Consider the following 16781-nt stretch of genomic DNA (forward strand, 5'->3'; position numbering starts at 1 on the left):
GTAGCGTCGAGCAGGTTCGACGCTACGAAGGGCCGTGATCGTTGCGCGCGCCGGACTACTCTGTTGCGTTGGATGCATTTGACCTCAACCGGAGTTGAGGTCGCAGACTGCTGCGCAATCCCGGTCATCCATACGAGGCCTGGGGCGCCTAGCGCAGGTAGTACTCCACCGGTACCACCAGTTCCTGCGGCGCCTTCAGTTCAGCAGGAATGGGCGGCAGTGGCTGCGCGCGGCGGAAGGTCTGCAGCGCGGCGTCGTCCAGCATCGGCTGGCTACTGGACTGCTCCAGACGCAGTGCCAGCAGCCGCCCCTCACGGTCGATGCTGGCCCTGACCCAGGCCGTGCCCTGCTGGCGTCGTGAGCGCGCGGCGGCAGGGTAGTAGCGGTACCGCTCCAGCCGCGCCATCAGGCGGGCTTCCCACTGGTCGCTGGCGGCGCCGGCCTGGAAGTCCGCAGGGGGTGCGTCTGGAGCGGGCGGCGCGGCCGTGATCGATGCCGGTGCGGGACTTGCATCGGTCGCGGCCGCAGGCGGGGCGATCGGCAGCGGCTGCCGGCCAAGGCCACCGGTCTCGCTGGCCGCCAGCTCACCCTCGCGTGCTGCGGTGGGGGTGGGCGGTGGGGGCGATTTCGTCGGCTGCGATGCACGTGCCTGCTGCGCCTGGCTGGGGGTGTCGGCCTGGCGTTCCTCCACCGGTTGCGGCGGCGTGGCCGGTGCCAGCAGGCGCAGGCTGATGCGCACGTCCTGTTCCTGGGGGGGCAGCGCGGGCGGCGTGGCCACCCAGTGCACCAGCAGCAGCAAGGGCAGCAGGTGCAGGCCGATGCTGATAACAACGGCCTGCCAGTGGTGGCCACGCTCAGTCATCGCCCAGCACCCACAGCAGGTCGGCATCGGTGGCATCGACCTGTTCGCCTGGAGACGCCAGCACGATCACCAACGCCGGGGTACCCGGTGGCAGATGGCCCGGCACGCCGGTACCGCGCAGTACATGCCAGCGCCCGGCGACCAGCAGCACCGGGGCCGGCGCATCGGTCAGTACCTGTGCCATGCGGCGATCGCGGGCGTACTGTACGGCCAGCATCCCGTCCAGCATCGGTGCTGCGTCTGCATGCTGTGCCAGCACCACCGCCGACAACCGTTGCCGAGCCGCAGCAACCGGAAATGCTACCGGTTCTGTAGAGGCCAGCAGGCTGTTGACCTCGGCGCGCGACAGGTTTCCGCCGACCAGCGCAATGCCCGCAGCCGCGGCGTCCTGCACCAGACCACCGTAGGCGGCCCATGGCCAGCGCGCATCCCAGTCCAGCAGTTCCTGCAGGCGTGGGCCCTCGGCCTGGTTGCCCTTGGCCAGCCAGCGCTGTACCCGCTGCAACCGCGGCTGGCGTTCGCTGGCGATCATTTCCATCACCAGCGCACCCTGCGGGCGCTGCTGGTGCAGTGCCTGCAGCAACCAGCGCTGGCCGGCATGGTCGCCCGCAAGGTCATGACGCTCGCCCAGCAGCAGTCGTTGCGCGCCGGCCGCACGCTGGATGAACATGGACTCGTCCAGCGGCTGGCCGCTGGCCAGGTCGATCACCTTGCCGGGCATCGGCTGTGCGCTGGCCAGGGAGGTCAGCGCAAGCAGGCACAGCAGCAGCCAACGGCGGCTAGAACGCCACATTGACGCCCATCGAGACGGTGCGGCCACGGCCGTTGCCGCGGTCAAGGATCGGGCTGAAGATGCTGTCGATCGAGGCATTGTTGTCATAGGCCTTGTTCTGCAGGTTTTCGATGTTCAGCCACAGCGTGGTATTGGGCTGGGGCTTGAAGCTGGCGTAGAAGTCCAGCAGTACACCGGTACCGCCGGTCTTGCGGGTCTGGAAGAAGTCGTAGCCTTCCTCGGTGGGACCGGAGTATTCGGCGCGCAGGCCGGCCTGCACGCGCTGCTGCCACCAGCGGCCGCCCACATCCAGCGTCCAGTAGCGGTCGGGCAGGGCGGTGATGTCTTCCAGGTTGACGAACTCGATGGCCGGCGCGCTGGTCTGCGATCGGGTCCAGCTGAGGGTGGCGTGGTAATGCTCGCTGGCGTAGTGCGCCTCCAGCTCGATGCCGCGCATGCGCACGATGCCCTGGTGGTTCATCCAGCGCGTGGTGGTACTGAAGTCGTCGGCATCCAGCGTATCGGTCCAGGCATTGAGCTGCGGATCGCTGTCGATTGGCACCACGAACGGCGCCACTTCCGGCGGATGCACGATCAGCAGGTACTGCGGCTTGATGTAGTCGCGGATGCGGTTGTCGAAGCGGGTGATGCGCAGCTGGGCCAGGTCGCCGTCAACCAGCAGCGAGTCGGTGCTGAGGTTGGCGCCGAACTGCAGGTTGCGCGAGCGCTCGCGGCGCAGGAACGGATTGGCACCTACGCCATCGGCATCGCTCATGCCCTCCAGCGGAATCTTCTCGAAGAACATTTCCTGCACCCGTGGTGGCCGCGAGGTGCGCGAGACTTCGGCGAACAGCTGCAGCCAGTCGGTGGCCTGCAGAGAGACCGCCAGGCTGGGGCTGAGTGCACGCTCGGTGCGGCGCACATCGATGTCGCCGCCGTTGATCTCCGCGCACTGGCCCGGCACCTCGGAACAGCCGGGGATATGGCCACGGATGCCGTAGCGGTCCTGGCGCAGGCCGGCGGTCAGTGCATAGATGTCGTACTGCAGTTCCAGCGTGCTGAACACGCTGTCGAGCTGGCTGCGCCCCTGCGGGTTGGCGCCGCGCAGGGTAGGCGTATCGGCCACGAAGATGTCCGACTGGTGCTTGATGCCGGTGTTCCAGCGCGCCTGCAGCGCGCCGATGTCGAAGCGGCTGGTGTTGTCGAGGGTCCAGCTGCTCAGGCTGCTGTGGGTACGACGGCCGATGTAGCTGGAGTCCTCCACCGGCGGGTAGAACAGCCGGGTCTTGTTGCTGGCGAAGGTCGCACGCAGGTCGACCCACGGAGAGTAGGGCGTGTAGTGGTAGCTGGCGCGCTGGTTGCGTGCGGAAATCTGCCACGGGTAGTTGTGGTAGAAGTCGTTTTCGTAACGCATGTGGCTCAGGTCGAGCCGATGCTGGTCGCTGGGCTGCAGGCGCGCTTTCAGCAGCCAGCTGCTGGGCTGCTGGCTGCCAGGGTCGGCCTTGTTGGTCTGCCCGCGTGCCGTCGCGTATTCGCCGCTGCGGCTGCTGCTGGCGGCGGCGAGCAGGCCGAACTGGCGGTCGCCACCGTCTTCGCTGTGGCGCCATGCGCCGGCGAAGGTGCGGCCACTTCCATAGCCGTTGTTGCCATGCCGGTAGCCTGCACGCAGGCCCCAGTCGCGGCCTTCGCCAAGCAGATCGTCGATGTCCAGGGTGCGGAAGTTGGCGCTGCCGGCCAGCGTACCAGCGCCATCGCCACCGGCGACCGCGCCGCGCTGCACGTCCACGCCGGCCAGCAGGAACGGATCGACGTAGGCGAACGGACCACCCGATCCATGGCCGGCGTTGTTGCGGAAGGTCTGGGTGACACCGTCGATCATGGTGTTGACCCGGCCGGCGCCGGTCATGCCGCGGATGTTGACCTGCAGGCCGGGCTGGCTGCGCGAATGGAAGCTGTGGGTTCCGGGCATCGAGCGCAGCAGGCTGTTGCCATCCTGGCGCTCGGCCATCGCCACCCGCTCACTGCCTACAGCGGGAGCGAAGCCATCGCGGGTGGCGGGCACGTACTGGCTGGCGCCGGTGCCTGGTGCCTGGCCATGCGCGGTGTCGCCCTGCACGCGCAGTGGCCCGGTGCGGCGGCTGCCGTCGCTGCGCTCGGCGGGCGCCGGTTCGAGGGTGGCCCGGCGTGCATCGATGAAGCGTGGGCGCAGGCCAGTGCCGGCCAGCAGGCGTGACAGCGCCTGTGCGTCATCGAAGTCACCGCGCAGGGCCGGTGCAGGATGACCGGTGGGCAATGCCGCGCCGATCACCAGGTCGACGCCGGTCAGGCGGCTGTACGCATCCAGCGCGGCGGCCAGTGGCTGCGCGGGCAGATCATAGGTGCGGGTGGCCACCTGCGCGTGGGCGCTGGAGGGCAACAGCGGAACCGTGCTGGCACAGGCCAGCGACAGGGCAAGAACAAGGGGGCGGTGGCACAGCATCGAAGGCTCCAGGGGCTGACGCAGAGCGTCGTCATCCTGGGTAGACGCAGCCGCAGGCCCGATGTCAGGGTGCATCAGCATGTTCCCTGCGCGGCGGCAACCAGACCTGCACGCCCGCGCCCAGACGCAGCACGCGCACGTGCAGCTGCGCGGCCAGTTGATCGCGGTTGCTGGCTGCGCCGTCGGCACTGCCCAGCAGGGTGACCGGTTGCTGGCGCAGGCGCGCGCCGATGATCCAGGTGTGCCCGCCGTGCCAGCGGTCCAGGCCTTCGGTCACATCGGCCAGGGGGGCCGAGACCCAGTGCAGGCGTCGTTCGCGCCAGGCAAGGCCGCCGCTGTCTGCCGGCTGGGCGGCAGGCGGATACTTTCCGTTGAAGCGTACCTGTTGCCCCTCGGTCGCCTGCACGGTCCCGCTGCCGTCTTCTACCCGGACGCGATGTTCGGTGACCGTGACCCTGCTGCTGTTGCCCTGCACGACGAGGTCGAAGGCAGTACCCAGTGCAGTGACCGTGCCATGCGGCGTATGCACCTGGAACGGCCGGCGGGCGTCGGCGGCGACCTTGAACCAGGCCTGGCCGCGTTGCAGTTGCAACTGGCGATGTTGCCCATCAACGCGCACATGCACTTCGCTGCCCGGCGACAGCAGGACATGCGAACCGTCCGGCAGCGCTTCGTCGCGGATTTCGCCAGCGGCGGTGCGCAGCACCTGCGCGGCCGGCGGCGGGGCAGGGTGGCCATACAGTCCAAGCGCGCACAGCAGCAGCGCCGCAATACCGGCTTCACCCAGGTGGCGGCGGCGCCGGCGTTGCTGCTGGCGCTGAAGGCTGGGGGTGGCGGCACCGGCCTGCCACAGCTGCTGCAGGTGCTGGTACTGCAGGGCATGGCGCGGGTCGGCCTGGCACCATTGATTGAACGCGTTCTCATCGCGTTCGCCGTCGTGCCCATCCAGCCACCAGCGGGCGGCTTCGCGTGCGATGGTGTCCTGGCTCATGGGCCAGGTACCTGCTGCAGGGCGACCAGGGCGCGCAGCAGATGGCCATGCGCGGTCTGGCGGCTGATGCCGAGCTGGCGCCCGATCTCGGCCAGGGCCATTTGCTCGACACGGGCGAGCAGGAATACCTGGCGCGAGCGCGGTGGCAGCGCGGCGATGATCGCATCGAGATGACGCAGCTGTTCGGCGTCGAGCAGGCGCTGGTCCGGTAGCGGTGCGGGATCGGCGATGGCATGCAGCTGGATGTCGTCCAGCGCCTCTTCGCGCCGGCGCTGGCGCTGCCGGTAGTGGTCGGCGATCAGGTTGTGGGCAACGCGATACAGATAGGCGCGGCCATTGTTCAGCAGGCCGCTGGCGGCGACCTTGACGATACGCAGCCAGGTTTCCTGGACGACGTCATCGGCATCGCTGCGTTGCGGGAGTTTGCGGCGGACATGGGCGTGCAGCGGCCGGTAATGGGCCGCGCACAGCTGCGCGACATCCGTCGGTTCGACAGGCGTGGACACGGGGCGGGCGACAACTGGGAAAGGGAACAGCCCGCGGCGGCAAGGGCAGCGGCAGCACCTTACAGCAAAAGAGAATCATTTGCATCAATGGGCGGTCATCAGCCAGTGATGGGACCGCCAGCCGTTGGCCGGCATGCCCCCAAACGGGTCAAAGATCGCGGTACTGGATCTGCGCGGCGAGCACGCGCAGGCCGTCAGCGTTGCTGGACAGGATGCGCTCCTCGCCGATACCTTTCTGCCGCTTCAGCTGGAAGCCCTGTTCGCTGGGCAGCCGTGCGGCGATGACGTCCATGCGCAGCAGGGCGTCGGGGCCGCTGCAGTCGAAGTGGCCCCAGTAGGCGCCATCGCGGTAGACCTGCAACCGGTAATTCATCGTGGCATCTCCGGCAGGTCCTGCAGCCAGTGGTCGAACATCGCGGTGGCGGCGGCTGCCAGCGGCGCACCATAGCGGCGCGCCTGCGCGCGCAGGTCGTTCGGGTCGATGCCGGCCTGGGCCAGTTCCAGGGTGTGGCCGATCAGCCAGCGTTCGAACTGGCGCGCGTCCAGCTCCGGATGGCATTGCAGGCCCAGCGCGTGCTGACCGATGGCAAATGCCTGGTGGCGGCAGGCGGGCGTGCTGGCCAGGCGGCTCGCGCCGGGCGGGAGTTCGAAGCCCTCACCGTGCCAATGCAGTACCGGAATGCCCTGCAGGGCCTGCAGGGGCGAGCGCTGGCCGTCATCGGTGAGCAGCAGTGGCGCGAAACCGATCTCCTTGCCGCCACTGGCAACGACGCTGGCGCCGAGCGCGCGCGCCATCAGCTGCGCACCGAGGCAGATGCCGAGGGTTGGCCGCTGCTGCTGCAGGCGACGCCGCAGCAGGGCGATGCTGTCGGTGACGAAGGGATAGGTTTCTGTGTCGTTGGCACTGATCGGGCCACCCAGCACGACCAGCAGCTCGGCCGCTTCGGCATCGTCGAGCGGGTCGACACCGGCCTGCAGCACCTGCAGCTGCCAGCCCTGCGCCAGCAGCAGCGGCGTCAGGGTGCCGAGGTCTTCGAAGGCAACGTGCTGCAGGACCACCGCGTGCTTCATGCCGGTGCTCCGCTGTGGGGCCAGTAGAAACTGTCCGGGGTGGCGCGGGCGCCGAAGATGGCCTGGCCGACGCGGACCACGGTGGCGCCTTCCTCGATGGCGACTTCGAAGTCACCGGACATGCCCATCGACAGCTGCGAGAGGTCGAGGCCGGCGGGCGCAGAGCACTGCAGCTGGTCGCGCAGTTCGCGCAGGCGCACGAAGCAGGCGCGCACGCGCTCGACATCCGGGGTGAACACGGCCAGGGTCATCAGGCCGCGCACGCGCAGACGATCGAAGGCCGGCAGCTGCTGCACGAAGCCCTCCACCGCGCCGGGCTCGAGTCCGTACTTGCTGGGCTCGGCCGAGGTATTGACCTGCACGAACACCTCCAGCGTGCGATCTTCCACTTGCAGGCGCTGCTGCAGGGCCTCGGCCACGCGCAGGCTGTCCAGCGCCTGGAACTCGCTGGCGAAGCGCGCCACGTAGCGCGCCTTGTTGGTCTGCAGGTGGCCGATCACCGACCAGTGCACGCCCAGGTCGGCCATGGCCTCGGCCTTGCGCTGTGCCTCCTGGACCTTGTTCTCGCCCAGTTCGTGGCAACCAGCGGCCACGGCCATGCGGATGCGGGCGTCATCGACGGTCTTGCTGACCGGCAGCAGGCGCACGCTGGCCGGATCACGGCCAGCGCGGGCGCAGGCGTCGGCGATGCGCTGGCGCACGGTGGCCAGGTTGGCGGCGATCTGTTCAACAGACTGGGCCATGGGCCAGTCGGCGGCGGCAAGGGGCATGCGGGCACCTCCAATGCGGAATGGCCAGGGTGGGATACACTGGCACAGGACAAGAGTTATTTTGGCATAGGACAAAATGAAAATCACCGGGCATAGCGCCGAGTCGATCTTCGACAGCATCCGCGACGGCATCGGCAAGGGCCGCCTGCCGGCCGGCAGCGTGCTGCCGCCGGTGCGTGAGCTAGCCGAGCAGCTGGGGGTGAACCGCAACACTGTGGCCGCAGCCTACAAGCGGCTGGACGCGGCGGGCCTGGCCAGCACTGCCGGCCGTCGCGGCACGGTGGTGCGCGGCTTGCCGCCGGCAATGGCACGCGAAGGAAGCACGCCGGGAGTGGCCCTGCATGACCTGGCCAGTGGCAACCCGGACCCGCGCCTGCTGCCGAACCTGCGACTGGCTCAGGCGGCGCCACGGTTGTATGGGGTGGGAACGGTCGACCCGCGGTTGCAGGCGCTGGCACGGGCCTCGCTGGATGCGGATTGCCCCGAGGGGTATGCGCTGGAGCTGACCCATGGCGCGGTCGATGGCATCGAGCGCCTGTTGGCGGCATGGCTGCTGCCGGGTGATCGCATCGCGGTCGAAGATCCCTGTTTCCTCGGCAGCCTCAACGTACTCAACGCGGTAGGCCATGCGCCGTTGCCGGTGGCGGTGGATGCGCATGGCATGCAGGTTGAATCGCTACGTGCCGCGCTGGAGGCCGGCGCACGCGCGGTGCTGCTGACCCCGCGTGCGCACAATCCGACCGGGGCCAGCCTGGATGCGAAGCGCGCACGGGCACTGCGGCAGCTGCTTGCCCACTATCCGCAGGTGGCAGTGCTGATCGACGATCACTACGCGCTGCTCTCGCAGCAGGCCTACCATTCGGTGCTGCCGCTCGATGGCCGGCGCTGGGCGCTGTTGCGCTCGCTGTCCAAGCCGCTTGGCCCTGACCTTCGGCTGGCCTGGTTGGGCTGTGATGAGGAAACTGCGGCGCGGTTGCGGCTGCGGTTGGCCTCGGGCACGGGCTGGGTCAGTCATCTTCTGCAGGACGCGGCCACCTCGGTGCTGGGCTCGGCGTCGCAGCGGGCGAAGATCGCGTCGGCAGGCGAGCGTTACCAGCAGCGCCTGCAGTCGCTGCAGGAATTGCTCGTTGCACGTGGCATGGCGATGCCGCAGCCGATGGAAGGGCTGAACCTGTGGCTGCCATTGCCGGCCGACAGCCATCCTCAGGTGCTGGCGCTGGCCTCGCGTGGCTGGCATGTGCGCGCGGGCGAAGTGTTCGCGGTGGCGGCCCCCGGGCATGGCCTGCGCATCACCTGCGCGGCGCTGGGACCGGTGCAGCAGCGACAGCTGGCCGATGATCTGGCGGTGGTGTCTGGACTGTAGAGTCGAGCTTGCTCGACTGCTCGTGCCAACAACAGTCGAGCAAGCTCGACTCTACAAAGGTGAAGCAAAGTCGAGCAAGCTCGACTCTACAAAGGTGAAGCAAAGTCGAGCAAGCTCGACGCTACAAAAGCAGATCAGGGCGCGGCGTTGGCGCCCGGGCGCACGTAGTAGGACTGGCCGCTGTCATCGACGAACATCAGTTCCGGCTTTCCCTGCCAGGAGGTGAGCATGGCGCCGGTATTGTTCTGGTGCTTGACCATCAGGCTGGCGCCGCGGTCCGGGTTGGCCACCACCTTGAACACTTCAGTGGTGCCGGTGGCATCGTCCAGGGTCAGCAGGGCCTCGCCGCCGCGGTCGCTGGTGCCATAGCCACCGCGTTCGGAGCCGTCCGGGCCGAGCAGGATCAGGCCTGACAGGGCGGTCGCGCGCGGCCCCTGGGTGCGGCCCTGGCTGCGTGGATCGGGAACCGGTGCGCCGAGGATCACCCGTGGTTGTCCGCTTTCATCGTGGATGACCAGCCCGCGTGCTTCGATGATGCGCTGTGGCGATTGGCTGCGATGCAGGCTCCAGGCGGTCCAGCCGGACACCAGCAGGGCGAGGGTGGCGACCACCAGCGTGGTCAGCAGCAGTGCACGGGGCATCGTGTCGTCCTTCCTTGGATGTGCCGACGATAGCGGATGCAAAAGGGGATGGGTAGAGTCGACCGGGTAGAGTCGACTGTTAGTCGACTATCGCGCGCAGCGCGCGAATTTCTGGAGCCTGATCGAAGGGCAGTCGACTAACAGTCGACTCTACCTCTATCTGGTCGACATCACCCAGTGGCCGTTACGCAGTCATTTCCGGTATCAGTGGAAATCGCGGCTGTGGCTGCGCAGTCCCTGCAGTAGTTCATCCAGGCAGTGCATGCGCTGCACGATGACATGCTGCACGCCATCGACGCGCTCCAGGCGGCCATCGATCTGCATCAGCTGGGTATCAACCAGCACCCGGTGCTGGCGATCAGCGAGGTGCCGCCAGACCACCGCGTTGACCATGCCGGTTTCGTCCTCAAGGGTGAGGAAGGTCACGCCACTGGCGGTCTGCGGACGCTGGCGCATGCGTACCAGGCCGGCAATGCGCACGCGGCGGCCATGGCCGTGAGCCGCCAGTTGCGCGGCGTCCAGGCAGCCACGAGTGCGCAGCTGTGCGCGCAGGAACGAGATCGGATGGCGGCCAAGCGTGGTGCCGGTACTGCGGTAGTCGGCCTGCATGTCCTCCCACGCGCTGGGCAGCGGCAACGGTACGCGGGCTTCGGCGGTGGCGCGGGCATGGTCGAACAGCGGCAGCCGGTTTTCAACGCCGGAGATGTCCCAGCGCGCACGATGGCGATGGCCGCTGAGCCCACGCAACGCGCCAGCATCGGCCAGCACACCCTGCTGGCGACGGTCCAGCGCGGTGCGCTGGCACAGGTCGCCCACGTCATCGAAGGGGCGTCGCGCGCGCTCGCGCATGATGGCCTGCACGGCAGGTTCGTTGCAGCCATCAATCAGGCGCAGGCCGAGCCGGATCGCGGCCGCGCCCTTGCTGAAATCCAGCGTGCAATCCCAATCGCTGTGGCGCACGTCCAGCGGCAGCACGCGGATGCCATGCCGGCGCGCGTCCTGCAGCAGCTGGTCGGGGCTGTAGAAGCCCAGTGGCTGGCTGTTGATCAGGCTGGCGGTGAACGCGGCCGGGTGGTGGCACTTCAACCAGCAACTGTTATAGGTCAAGAGGGCGAAGCTGGCGGCGTGGCTTTCCGGAAAGCCGTAATCGCCGAAGCCCTTGATCTGCTCGAACAGGTGCTCGCCGTACTCGCGGCTGAAGCCGTTCTTCAACATCCCGGCCAGCAGCTTCTCGCGATGCGGTTCCAGCCCGCCACGACGTTTCCACGCGGCCATCGAACGGCGCAGGGCATCGGCCTCGCCCGGGGTGTAGCCGGCTGCATCCACCGCCAGCTGCATCACCTGTTCCTGGAACAGCGGCACGCCGAGGGTGCGGGCGAACACGCGTTCCAGCTGCGCTGGATAGAGCGGATTATCCGGATCGTTCAACGCGTCAGGACCCTGTTCGCGCAGGATCCTTCGCCGTTCCAGGTAGGGATGCACCATGTCGCCCTGGATCGGGCCGGGGCGCACGATCGCCACCTCGATCACCAGGTCATAGAACTCGCGTGGCTGCAGGCGTGGCAGCATCGCCATCTGTGCGCGCGACTCGATCTGGAATACGCCGATGGTGTCGGCCGCGCAGATCATGTCGTAGGTCTTCGTATCCTTGGGAGGGATCGCATCCATGCGCCCTGCATGCAGGCCGTGCTGCTGTAGCATCGCCAGGCACTTTCGGATGGCGGTGAGCATGCCCAGTGCCAGGCAGTCGACTTTCATCAGGCCGGTGGCATCCAGATCGTCCTTGTCCCACTGGATGACGGTGCGGTCAGCCATCGCTGCGTTCTCGACCGGCACCAGGGTCGACAGCGGATGCTCGGAAATCACGAAACCGCCGGGGTGCTGTGACAGGTGGCGCGGAAAGTCGATCAGCTCGGCGGTCAATGACAGCAGCCGGCGCATCAGCGGGGTGTCGGGATCGAAACCCCGCTCGCGCAGGGTCTCGGGCAACGGCACGTGGCCGCCCCAGTGATCCATCGCTGCGCCCAGTTCGTTGACCTGGTCCATCGGCAGGCCGAGCGCACGGGCCACATCGCGGATCGCGCTGCGGCCACGGTAACTGATCGCCACCGCAGTCAATGCAGCACGTTCACGCCCATAGCGCTTGAACACGTACTGCAGCACTTCCTCGCGGCGCTCGTGCTCGAAGTCGATGTCGATATCCGGTGGTTCGTCGCGTTCGGCGGAGATGAAGCGCTCGAACAACAGATTGCTGCGTGCCGGATCGATTTCAGTCACGCCCAGCACGAAGCACACCGCCGAGTTGGCCGCCGAGCCACGGCCCTGGCAGAGGATGTCCTGGCTGCGCGCGAAGCGCACAATGTCCTGCACGGTGAGGAAGTAGGAGGCGTAGTTCTTCTGCCGGATCAATGCCAGTTCGTGTTCGATCTGCGCGCGTTGTGCCGGTTCGATGCCGTTCTTCCAGCGCCACGGAATGCCACGCTCGACCAGCACGCGCAGCCAGCTGTCCGGGTCGTGCCCTTCCGGCACCAGTTCGCGCGGGTAGGTGTACTGCAGCTGCTCCAGGGTGAAGTGGCAGCGTTCGGCGATGCGCAGGGTCTCGGCCAGCAGTTCGGACGGATACAGCTGGGCCAGTGCGGTGCGTGGGCGCAGATGGCGCTCGCCATTGGGAAACAGGCGCCAGCCGGCTTCGGCTACGCTGCAGCGGTGGCGGATCGCGGTCAGTGTGTCCTGCAGCGCACGCCGGCGGCGCACGTGCATGTGCACATCACCACTGGCAACCAGTGGCAGGCGGTGGCGTTCGCCAAAGGCCTGCAGCTGCTGCAGGCGATGCGCGTCGTCATGCTCGTGATGCAGCTCCACCGCCAGCCACAGGCGATCATTGAAGCCGGTGCGCAGCAGCTCCAGATCGGTGGCGGCCGGCTGCCGGTCCAGCCACAGGCAGAGCAGGCCGTCGGGCAGGCCGAGCAGGTCGTCGCGCAGGCAATGGTATTCACCCTTGGCCGCGCGTCGCCGGCAGGTGGTGATCAACTGGCACAGCCCGGCATAGGCGGCCTGGTCGGTGCACAGCAGGGCCAGCTTCGGTCCGTCCTCGACCTGGAACTCAGCGCCGACGATCAGCGCCACGCCATGCGTCTTCGCCGCCTGCCAGGCGCGCACGATGCCGGCCAGCGAGCACTCGTCGGTGATTGCCAGCGCCCGGTAGCCCTGGCCGGCGGCGCGCGCGAACAGTTCTTCGGCAATCGAGGCGCCGCGCTGGAAACTGAACGCCGACAGGCAGTGCAGTTCGGCGTAGCCGGGCAGTTCACTGTGCATGGCGGCTCAGCCGAACCAGCCGTGCAGCATCCACGGTGCATGCGGATCGTTGCGTGTGCGGAAGGCCCAGCCGCGCTGGCCATGTGCGGTTTCCACCACGTAGTAGTCGCGCCGTGCGTCGGCCTGGTCCCACCAGCCCGATTCGATGCGCTCCGGCCCGGCGACGATGCGCAGGCGTGGATCACGCAGCGGTTGCGGCGTATCCAGCAGCCAGCCCGGGCGTAGTGGCCAGTACGACGGCGGTTTGACCGCCGGCTGCGTACCATTGGCGCGTTCGGGGCGATGGTCGGCCTGCACCGCCAGCGGCTGCACGGCGTCATCGCCCAACCGCGCACGCAGGCGCTCGCGCAACTGGGTCCAGGGCATCGCCTGCGCCGGCCGGGTATCGAACAGGTCGCGCGCGGCGGGCACGAAGGGCGGCAGCTGCTCGGCCTGCAGGCGCAGTGCGCGGCTGCCGGCGGGCAGGGCGAAGGCTTCCATGCGGTTGCGCGCGATCTCGAACAGCAGCGCGGGATCACGCTCCGGTGCCAGCAGGCCGATGGTCAGCACGCTGGGTGGCAGCAGGTCGTGCTCGAAATGCAGGTCGAAGCGCTGCACGCCACCATCGCGGGAGCACAGGAAGGCGGCCAGGTCCAGCAGCAGGCGACGCAGCGGGAACAGCAGGGCCTGGCTGGATTCGATCTCGTACTCGAACTCGATGCGCGCATCGAAACGGTCGGGAGGCTGGTAGTAGCGCAGTGGTGCGGTGGGCTGGCCACGTAGCGCATCCAGCTGCTGCAGCACGTCGGGGGCGAAGCGCCGGGCCAGGCTGTCGCGCGGCAGCGCGAGCACCGCACCCAGCGTGCGCAGGCCGGAGCGGCCCAGCACGGTCACTGCTTCGCTGGGCAGCCCGCAGCGCGGCAACGGCAGCTGTGCGAGTACCGCCGGCAGCTGCTGCGCATCGAGGCCGAGGCCATCGTGCACGTTGGCCAGCACGCGCGCGGCATGCGGCGTGGGCGCGGCCACCAGGCGATGGCGGAAACCCAGTTCGTGCAGTTCACCGCGCAGGCGTTTCTCGATGGTCAGCCAGTCACCGAACAGGGCACGGCTGGCGCCGATCTCCAGCACCAGCGCATGCGGAAAATCGAGGCTGACCTGCGAACTGTAGGCATAGGCCCAGCTGGCCAGCAGCTGCCGGGTGTGCTGTTCGGCGTTCGGGTCGTAGTCGTGCAGGTGCATGTCCTGCACCAGCACCTGCGCGGCCGACAGCAGCATGCCCGGGCGCAGCCCGGCTGCCCGTGCGGCCGGGCTGACCGCGCGCAGCACGCGGCGTTGTGCCGGACCCTGCAGCAGCACCAGCGGCCGCTGCGGGTCCGGTTGCAGGCGCAGCACGCTGTCCAGCGCCAGCTGCGGCAACAACAGGCAGGCCCAGTTCACGGCGCGGCCTCAGTGGCTGATGGCCAGGGGCAACGGCTGCGCCGGCGGCAGGCCGCCACGGCATTTCAGTACCCGCACCTGGCCGTGGTCGAGCTGCAGGCGCAGGCTGGCCGGGGAGGGGTTGCGCGCTGCCTGCGCCTCGCGGAACACGAAGCCCAGGCACTGGCCGCTGTCGGCGGCGACCTGCAGCCGGCGCAGGGCACGGTCGTCGGCCTGCTGTGGCCAGCACAGCACCGCGGCGCAGGCGGCCGAGCGCAGGCACTGCTCGGCCGCCCACAGCGCCTGCTTTGGCGCGGCGTGGATGATCTGCAGCTGGGCCAGGTCCAGCCCGGCCGCCGCCCAGGCCGGTGCATGCGGGCGGTACGGGGGCGCGACCAGCACGATCGGGCGTCCGCGCTGGCTCAGCTTCGCCAGCGCCGGCCAGACCAGCACCAGCTCGCCCACGCCGGGTGCTGCCTGCAGCACCTCGCACAGCCCGCTGGCCGGCCAGCCACCGCCGGGCAGGCGTGCATCCAGTGCCGGGTGGCCGCTGGCCAGGTGGTCGCTGGCGGGCCTTTGGCGGGCCGGGCCGCGCCACAGCTGGCGGCCATCCAGCAGCCGGTCGAGGGCGACGACGGCGCCCATCAGCCGGTCCTCCAGGGGAGGCGCCGGGCGGGCTGGGGGCGACAGGAATGGGCGGAAACGGCGGGCATGGAGCGAGTATCGACAGGCCGGTATCAGGGGCTGAGACCGGACATGCTACTCGCGTTGTAAGTAGAATTACTAATGAAATTGGAGGGTCGGGTTTCAGGTTGCTGAAGGGGGAAAGGAGTGCCGACCAAGGTCGGCACCCACAGGCCCCGGTTACGGGCGGACCGGCAGCGCCACCGGGCGCAGCGGCGCGGCATCGCCACCGCGGATCTTCAACGGACCACCGATGAAGGCGAACTCGTAGACCTTGTCGCGGGCCAGTTCGTCCAGTGCCACCAGCTCGATGATCGGTGCGCCCTGCTGGGCCAGCAGGTAGGTGTGCAGCGGCACGTAGTCATCGGACACTTCCGAAGGGAAGGTCTCGAAGCTGAGGTTGTCGGCGCCGACGATCATCGCGCCGCTGTCTTCGACCAGGAAGCGCGCCGCGTCCAGGCCCATGCCCGGCGGGTTGGCCATGTACGCCCTGGGCTGTTCGAACAGGCGCATGCGGCCGGTGCGGATCAGCACGATGTCACCCTGCTGCAGCTTCACCTGCTGGCGTGCCAGCGCATCCTTCAGGTCCTGGCGGGTGACGCGGTAGCTGTCCGGCAGCATGTCCACGCCCTTGGCTCCGGCCACGTCGATCAGTACGCCACGCGCGATCAGCGGCGGGAATTTCTCGATGCCGGTGACATTCCAGCCACGATCGCCGAGGTGCTTGTCGGCCTCGAAGCCGTTCCAGATCTTTCCGTGGATACCGAAGTGGTTCAGCGCATCGATGTGGGTGCCGGTGTGGCTGTACATCGAGAACGCCGTGCCGGTGTAGCTGCGGGTGAGGTTCATGGTCTCGCCCACGCCCATCGGGTCGTCCATCACCGTGCCGCGCGGGGTGTGGGTCATCCAGAACTGGTAGTGCGGGTCGCCGGCGTCCTGCCAGCTGGGCATGCCGACGTAGTACTCGGTGGCCAGGTCATAGGCCTTGCCGCCGCTGACCCGCGACAGGATCGCTGCGCGCGAGGCCTCGGTGATCAGGTTGAGACGGCCGATCTCGTCCTTCGGCCCCCAGGGGCTGGTGCCGACCTGCTGGCCGGAAGGAACGCGTTCGTGCGCGGACACCGTGGTGGAAGCAGCGGTGCCGGCCAGCAGCAGGGCCAGTGCGGTGGCCAGGGTACGTGGGGTCATGGGGAATCTCCTTGCAGGGGGGGAATGGTGCGGCTCAGGCCGCGACCAGCGGCGCCAGGGCCTGGCGCAGGTGCGGCAGCGGCAGGGTCTGCAGGCGCAGGCCGTTGTCGCCGATCACGGTGGGAATGGAACGGATGCCGAGCGCAGCGGCTTCGGCGCGGTCGGCCTGCACGCGCTGGCGTACTGCGTCGCTGCGCATGTGGTCAGCGAAGGCACCACGGGGGTGGCCGAGCGCTTCGGCGATGTCCAGCAGCACTTCGGCATCGCCGATGTTGCGGTGCTGGTGCAGGTGCGCCCACTGCACGGCATCGAACATCACGCCGTGGGCCTCATTGCCGCCAAGCATGCCGGCGGCCTGGCAGGCCAACGCGCCCAGCCAGCCGGAGGGATATTCGAAGTCCTGTGCACGCATGCCTTCGATATCGATGCGCGCGCTGTCTTCATGCGCGGCGCAGTCGGTCCAGTGGCGCAGGATGATCGCCTTGGCACGCTCCATCGAGCCGAATACCTCGACCATCTGCGCGCGCGAGTCCTGCAGCACGAAGCTGCGGTGACGCACCTGGATGCCGAGTTCGGCCGAGACCTGCTGCAGGCGCGGGGCCAGCACGAAGCACCAGCCGCAGACCACGTCGTGGAAGAAATCGACCACTGGCGCTGCAGCGGTGGGGGAAGAAACGGAAGACATCGGCCTGCCATCGGTGAGAGGGGAGGCGGCAGGTTAGGCAGCGCGGCGTGGCTGAAACA

Annotated in this window: 15 protein-coding genes; 1 reads left to right on the forward strand and 14 read right to left on the reverse strand. The window is 68.4% G+C overall.

The window, feature by feature from the left end; all coding sequences use genetic code 11:
• Window positions 1-148 precede the first annotated feature (148 nt).
• The 8 genes from N7590_RS12105 to N7590_RS12140 form a co-directional block, all read right to left on the reverse strand.
• Entirely contained in the window at window positions 149-862 is a 714-nt protein-coding gene (locus N7590_RS12105; protein WP_279935544.1) for an energy transducer TonB, read from the reverse strand.
• Window positions 855-1655 (reverse strand): ChaN family lipoprotein, encoded by an 801-nt coding sequence (locus N7590_RS12110; RefSeq protein ID WP_279935546.1) that lies wholly within the window; start codon window positions 1653-1655, stop codon window positions 855-857. Before N7590_RS12110 ends, N7590_RS12105 begins: the two co-directional genes overlap by 8 nt.
• Window positions 1642-4113, reverse strand: a complete 2472-nt coding sequence (locus N7590_RS12115; RefSeq protein ID WP_164242703.1) for a TonB-dependent receptor — start codon at window positions 4111-4113, stop codon at window positions 1642-1644. The genes N7590_RS12110 and N7590_RS12115 overlap by 14 nt, the downstream gene beginning before the upstream one ends.
• Before the next feature lie 64 nt (window positions 4114-4177).
• Entirely contained in the window at window positions 4178-5104 is a 927-nt protein-coding gene (locus tag N7590_RS12120) for a FecR domain-containing protein (RefSeq protein ID WP_279935549.1), read from the reverse strand.
• Complete coding sequence (locus tag N7590_RS12125; RefSeq protein WP_164087959.1) at window positions 5101-5610, reverse strand: sigma-70 family RNA polymerase sigma factor; 510 nt, start codon at window positions 5608-5610, stop codon at window positions 5101-5103. Before N7590_RS12125 ends, N7590_RS12120 begins: the two co-directional genes overlap by 4 nt.
• A 148-nt stretch (window positions 5611-5758) precedes the next feature.
• A complete protein-coding gene (locus tag N7590_RS12130) occupies window positions 5759-5983 on the reverse strand; it encodes a hypothetical protein (protein ID WP_053510853.1) in 225 nt (74 codons plus the stop codon).
• Entirely contained in the window at window positions 5980-6681 is a 702-nt protein-coding gene (locus tag N7590_RS12135; protein ID WP_164242701.1) for a glutamine amidotransferase, read from the reverse strand. Before N7590_RS12135 ends, N7590_RS12130 begins: the two co-directional genes overlap by 4 nt.
• Complete coding sequence (locus N7590_RS12140) at window positions 6678-7451, reverse strand: YggS family pyridoxal phosphate-dependent enzyme (protein ID WP_164087957.1); 774 nt, start codon at window positions 7449-7451, stop codon at window positions 6678-6680. The genes N7590_RS12135 and N7590_RS12140 overlap by 4 nt, the downstream gene beginning before the upstream one ends.
• A 76-nt stretch (window positions 7452-7527) precedes the next feature.
• On the opposite strand from N7590_RS12140, the gene ptsJ reads away from it, so the two are divergent.
• Window positions 7528-8814, forward strand: coding sequence for a transcriptional regulator PtsJ (gene ptsJ / locus N7590_RS12145; RefSeq protein ID WP_053510857.1), 1287 nt, complete (start codon window positions 7528-7530; stop codon window positions 8812-8814).
• Between the two features lie 134 nt (window positions 8815-8948).
• Here ptsJ and N7590_RS12150 read toward each other — a convergent pair whose 3' ends face one another.
• The 6 genes from N7590_RS12150 to N7590_RS12175 all read right to left on the reverse strand — a co-directional run bounded on the left by N7590_RS12150 (window position 8949) and on the right by N7590_RS12175 (window position 16722).
• Complete coding sequence (locus N7590_RS12150; RefSeq protein ID WP_053510859.1) at window positions 8949-9455, reverse strand: hypothetical protein; 507 nt, start codon at window positions 9453-9455, stop codon at window positions 8949-8951.
• Window positions 9456-9659: 204 nt separating this feature from the next.
• Entirely contained in the window at window positions 9660-12770 is a 3111-nt protein-coding gene (locus tag N7590_RS12155) for an error-prone DNA polymerase (protein WP_164242700.1), read from the reverse strand.
• Window positions 12771-12776: 6 nt separating this feature from the next.
• Window positions 12777-14186: a DNA polymerase Y family protein gene (locus N7590_RS12160; protein WP_164242699.1), complete on the reverse strand. Its 1410-nt coding sequence runs from the start codon at window positions 14184-14186 to the stop codon at window positions 12777-12779.
• A gap of 9 nt (window positions 14187-14195) precedes the next feature.
• Window positions 14196-14810 (reverse strand): translesion DNA synthesis-associated protein ImuA, encoded by a 615-nt coding sequence (gene imuA, locus N7590_RS12165; protein ID WP_164242698.1) that lies wholly within the window; start codon window positions 14808-14810, stop codon window positions 14196-14198.
• 219 nt (window positions 14811-15029) lie between these two features.
• The gene (locus N7590_RS12170; RefSeq protein WP_008266828.1) at window positions 15030-16037 is read right to left on the reverse strand and encodes a cyclase family protein; all 1008 of its coding nucleotides are present in this window, start codon (window positions 16035-16037) and stop codon (window positions 15030-15032) included.
• A gap of 34 nt (window positions 16038-16071) precedes the next feature.
• Window positions 16072-16722, reverse strand: a complete 651-nt coding sequence (locus N7590_RS12175; protein WP_053510866.1) for a DsbA family protein — start codon at window positions 16720-16722, stop codon at window positions 16072-16074.
• Window positions 16723-16781: the final 59 nt, after the last annotated feature.

The sequence above is a fragment of the Stenotrophomonas sp. GD04024 genome, from assembly GCF_029837545.1.
Lineage (GTDB): Bacteria > Pseudomonadota > Gammaproteobacteria > Xanthomonadales > Xanthomonadaceae > Stenotrophomonas > Stenotrophomonas forensis.

Excerpts from the sequence above, each read along its gene's own strand:
- N7590_RS12135 (WP_164242701.1), bottom strand. The coding sequence starts at position 6,681 with ATGAAGCACGCGGTGGTCCTGCAGCACGTTGCCTTCGAAGACCTCGGC.
- N7590_RS12115 (WP_164242703.1), bottom strand. The coding sequence starts at position 4,113 with ATGCTGTGCCACCGCCCCCTTGTTCTTGCCCTGTCGCTGGCCTGTGCC.
- N7590_RS12105 (WP_279935544.1), bottom strand. The coding sequence starts at position 862 with ATGACTGAGCGTGGCCACCACTGGCAGGCCGTTGTTATCAGCATCGGC.
- imuA (WP_164242698.1), bottom strand. The coding sequence starts at position 14,810 with ATGGGCGCCGTCGTCGCCCTCGACCGGCTGCTGGATGGCCGCCAGCTG.
- N7590_RS12120 (WP_279935549.1), bottom strand. The coding sequence starts at position 5,104 with ATGAGCCAGGACACCATCGCACGCGAAGCCGCCCGCTGGTGGCTGGAT.
- N7590_RS12175 (WP_053510866.1), bottom strand. The coding sequence starts at position 16,722 with ATGTCTTCCGTTTCTTCCCCCACCGCTGCAGCGCCAGTGGTCGATTTC.
- ptsJ (WP_053510857.1), top strand. The coding sequence starts at position 7,528 with ATGAAAATCACCGGGCATAGCGCCGAGTCGATCTTCGACAGCATCCGC.
- N7590_RS12170 (WP_008266828.1), bottom strand. The coding sequence starts at position 16,037 with ATGACCCCACGTACCCTGGCCACCGCACTGGCCCTGCTGCTGGCCGGC.
- N7590_RS12110 (WP_279935546.1), bottom strand. The coding sequence starts at position 1,655 with ATGTGGCGTTCTAGCCGCCGTTGGCTGCTGCTGTGCCTGCTTGCGCTG.
- N7590_RS12150 (WP_053510859.1), bottom strand. The coding sequence starts at position 9,455 with ATGCCCCGTGCACTGCTGCTGACCACGCTGGTGGTCGCCACCCTCGCC.
- N7590_RS12130 (WP_053510853.1), bottom strand. The coding sequence starts at position 5,983 with ATGAATTACCGGTTGCAGGTCTACCGCGATGGCGCCTACTGGGGCCAC.
- N7590_RS12140 (WP_164087957.1), bottom strand. The coding sequence starts at position 7,451 with ATGCCCCTTGCCGCCGCCGACTGGCCCATGGCCCAGTCTGTTGAACAG.
- N7590_RS12155 (WP_164242700.1), bottom strand. The coding sequence starts at position 12,770 with ATGCACAGTGAACTGCCCGGCTACGCCGAACTGCACTGCCTGTCGGCG.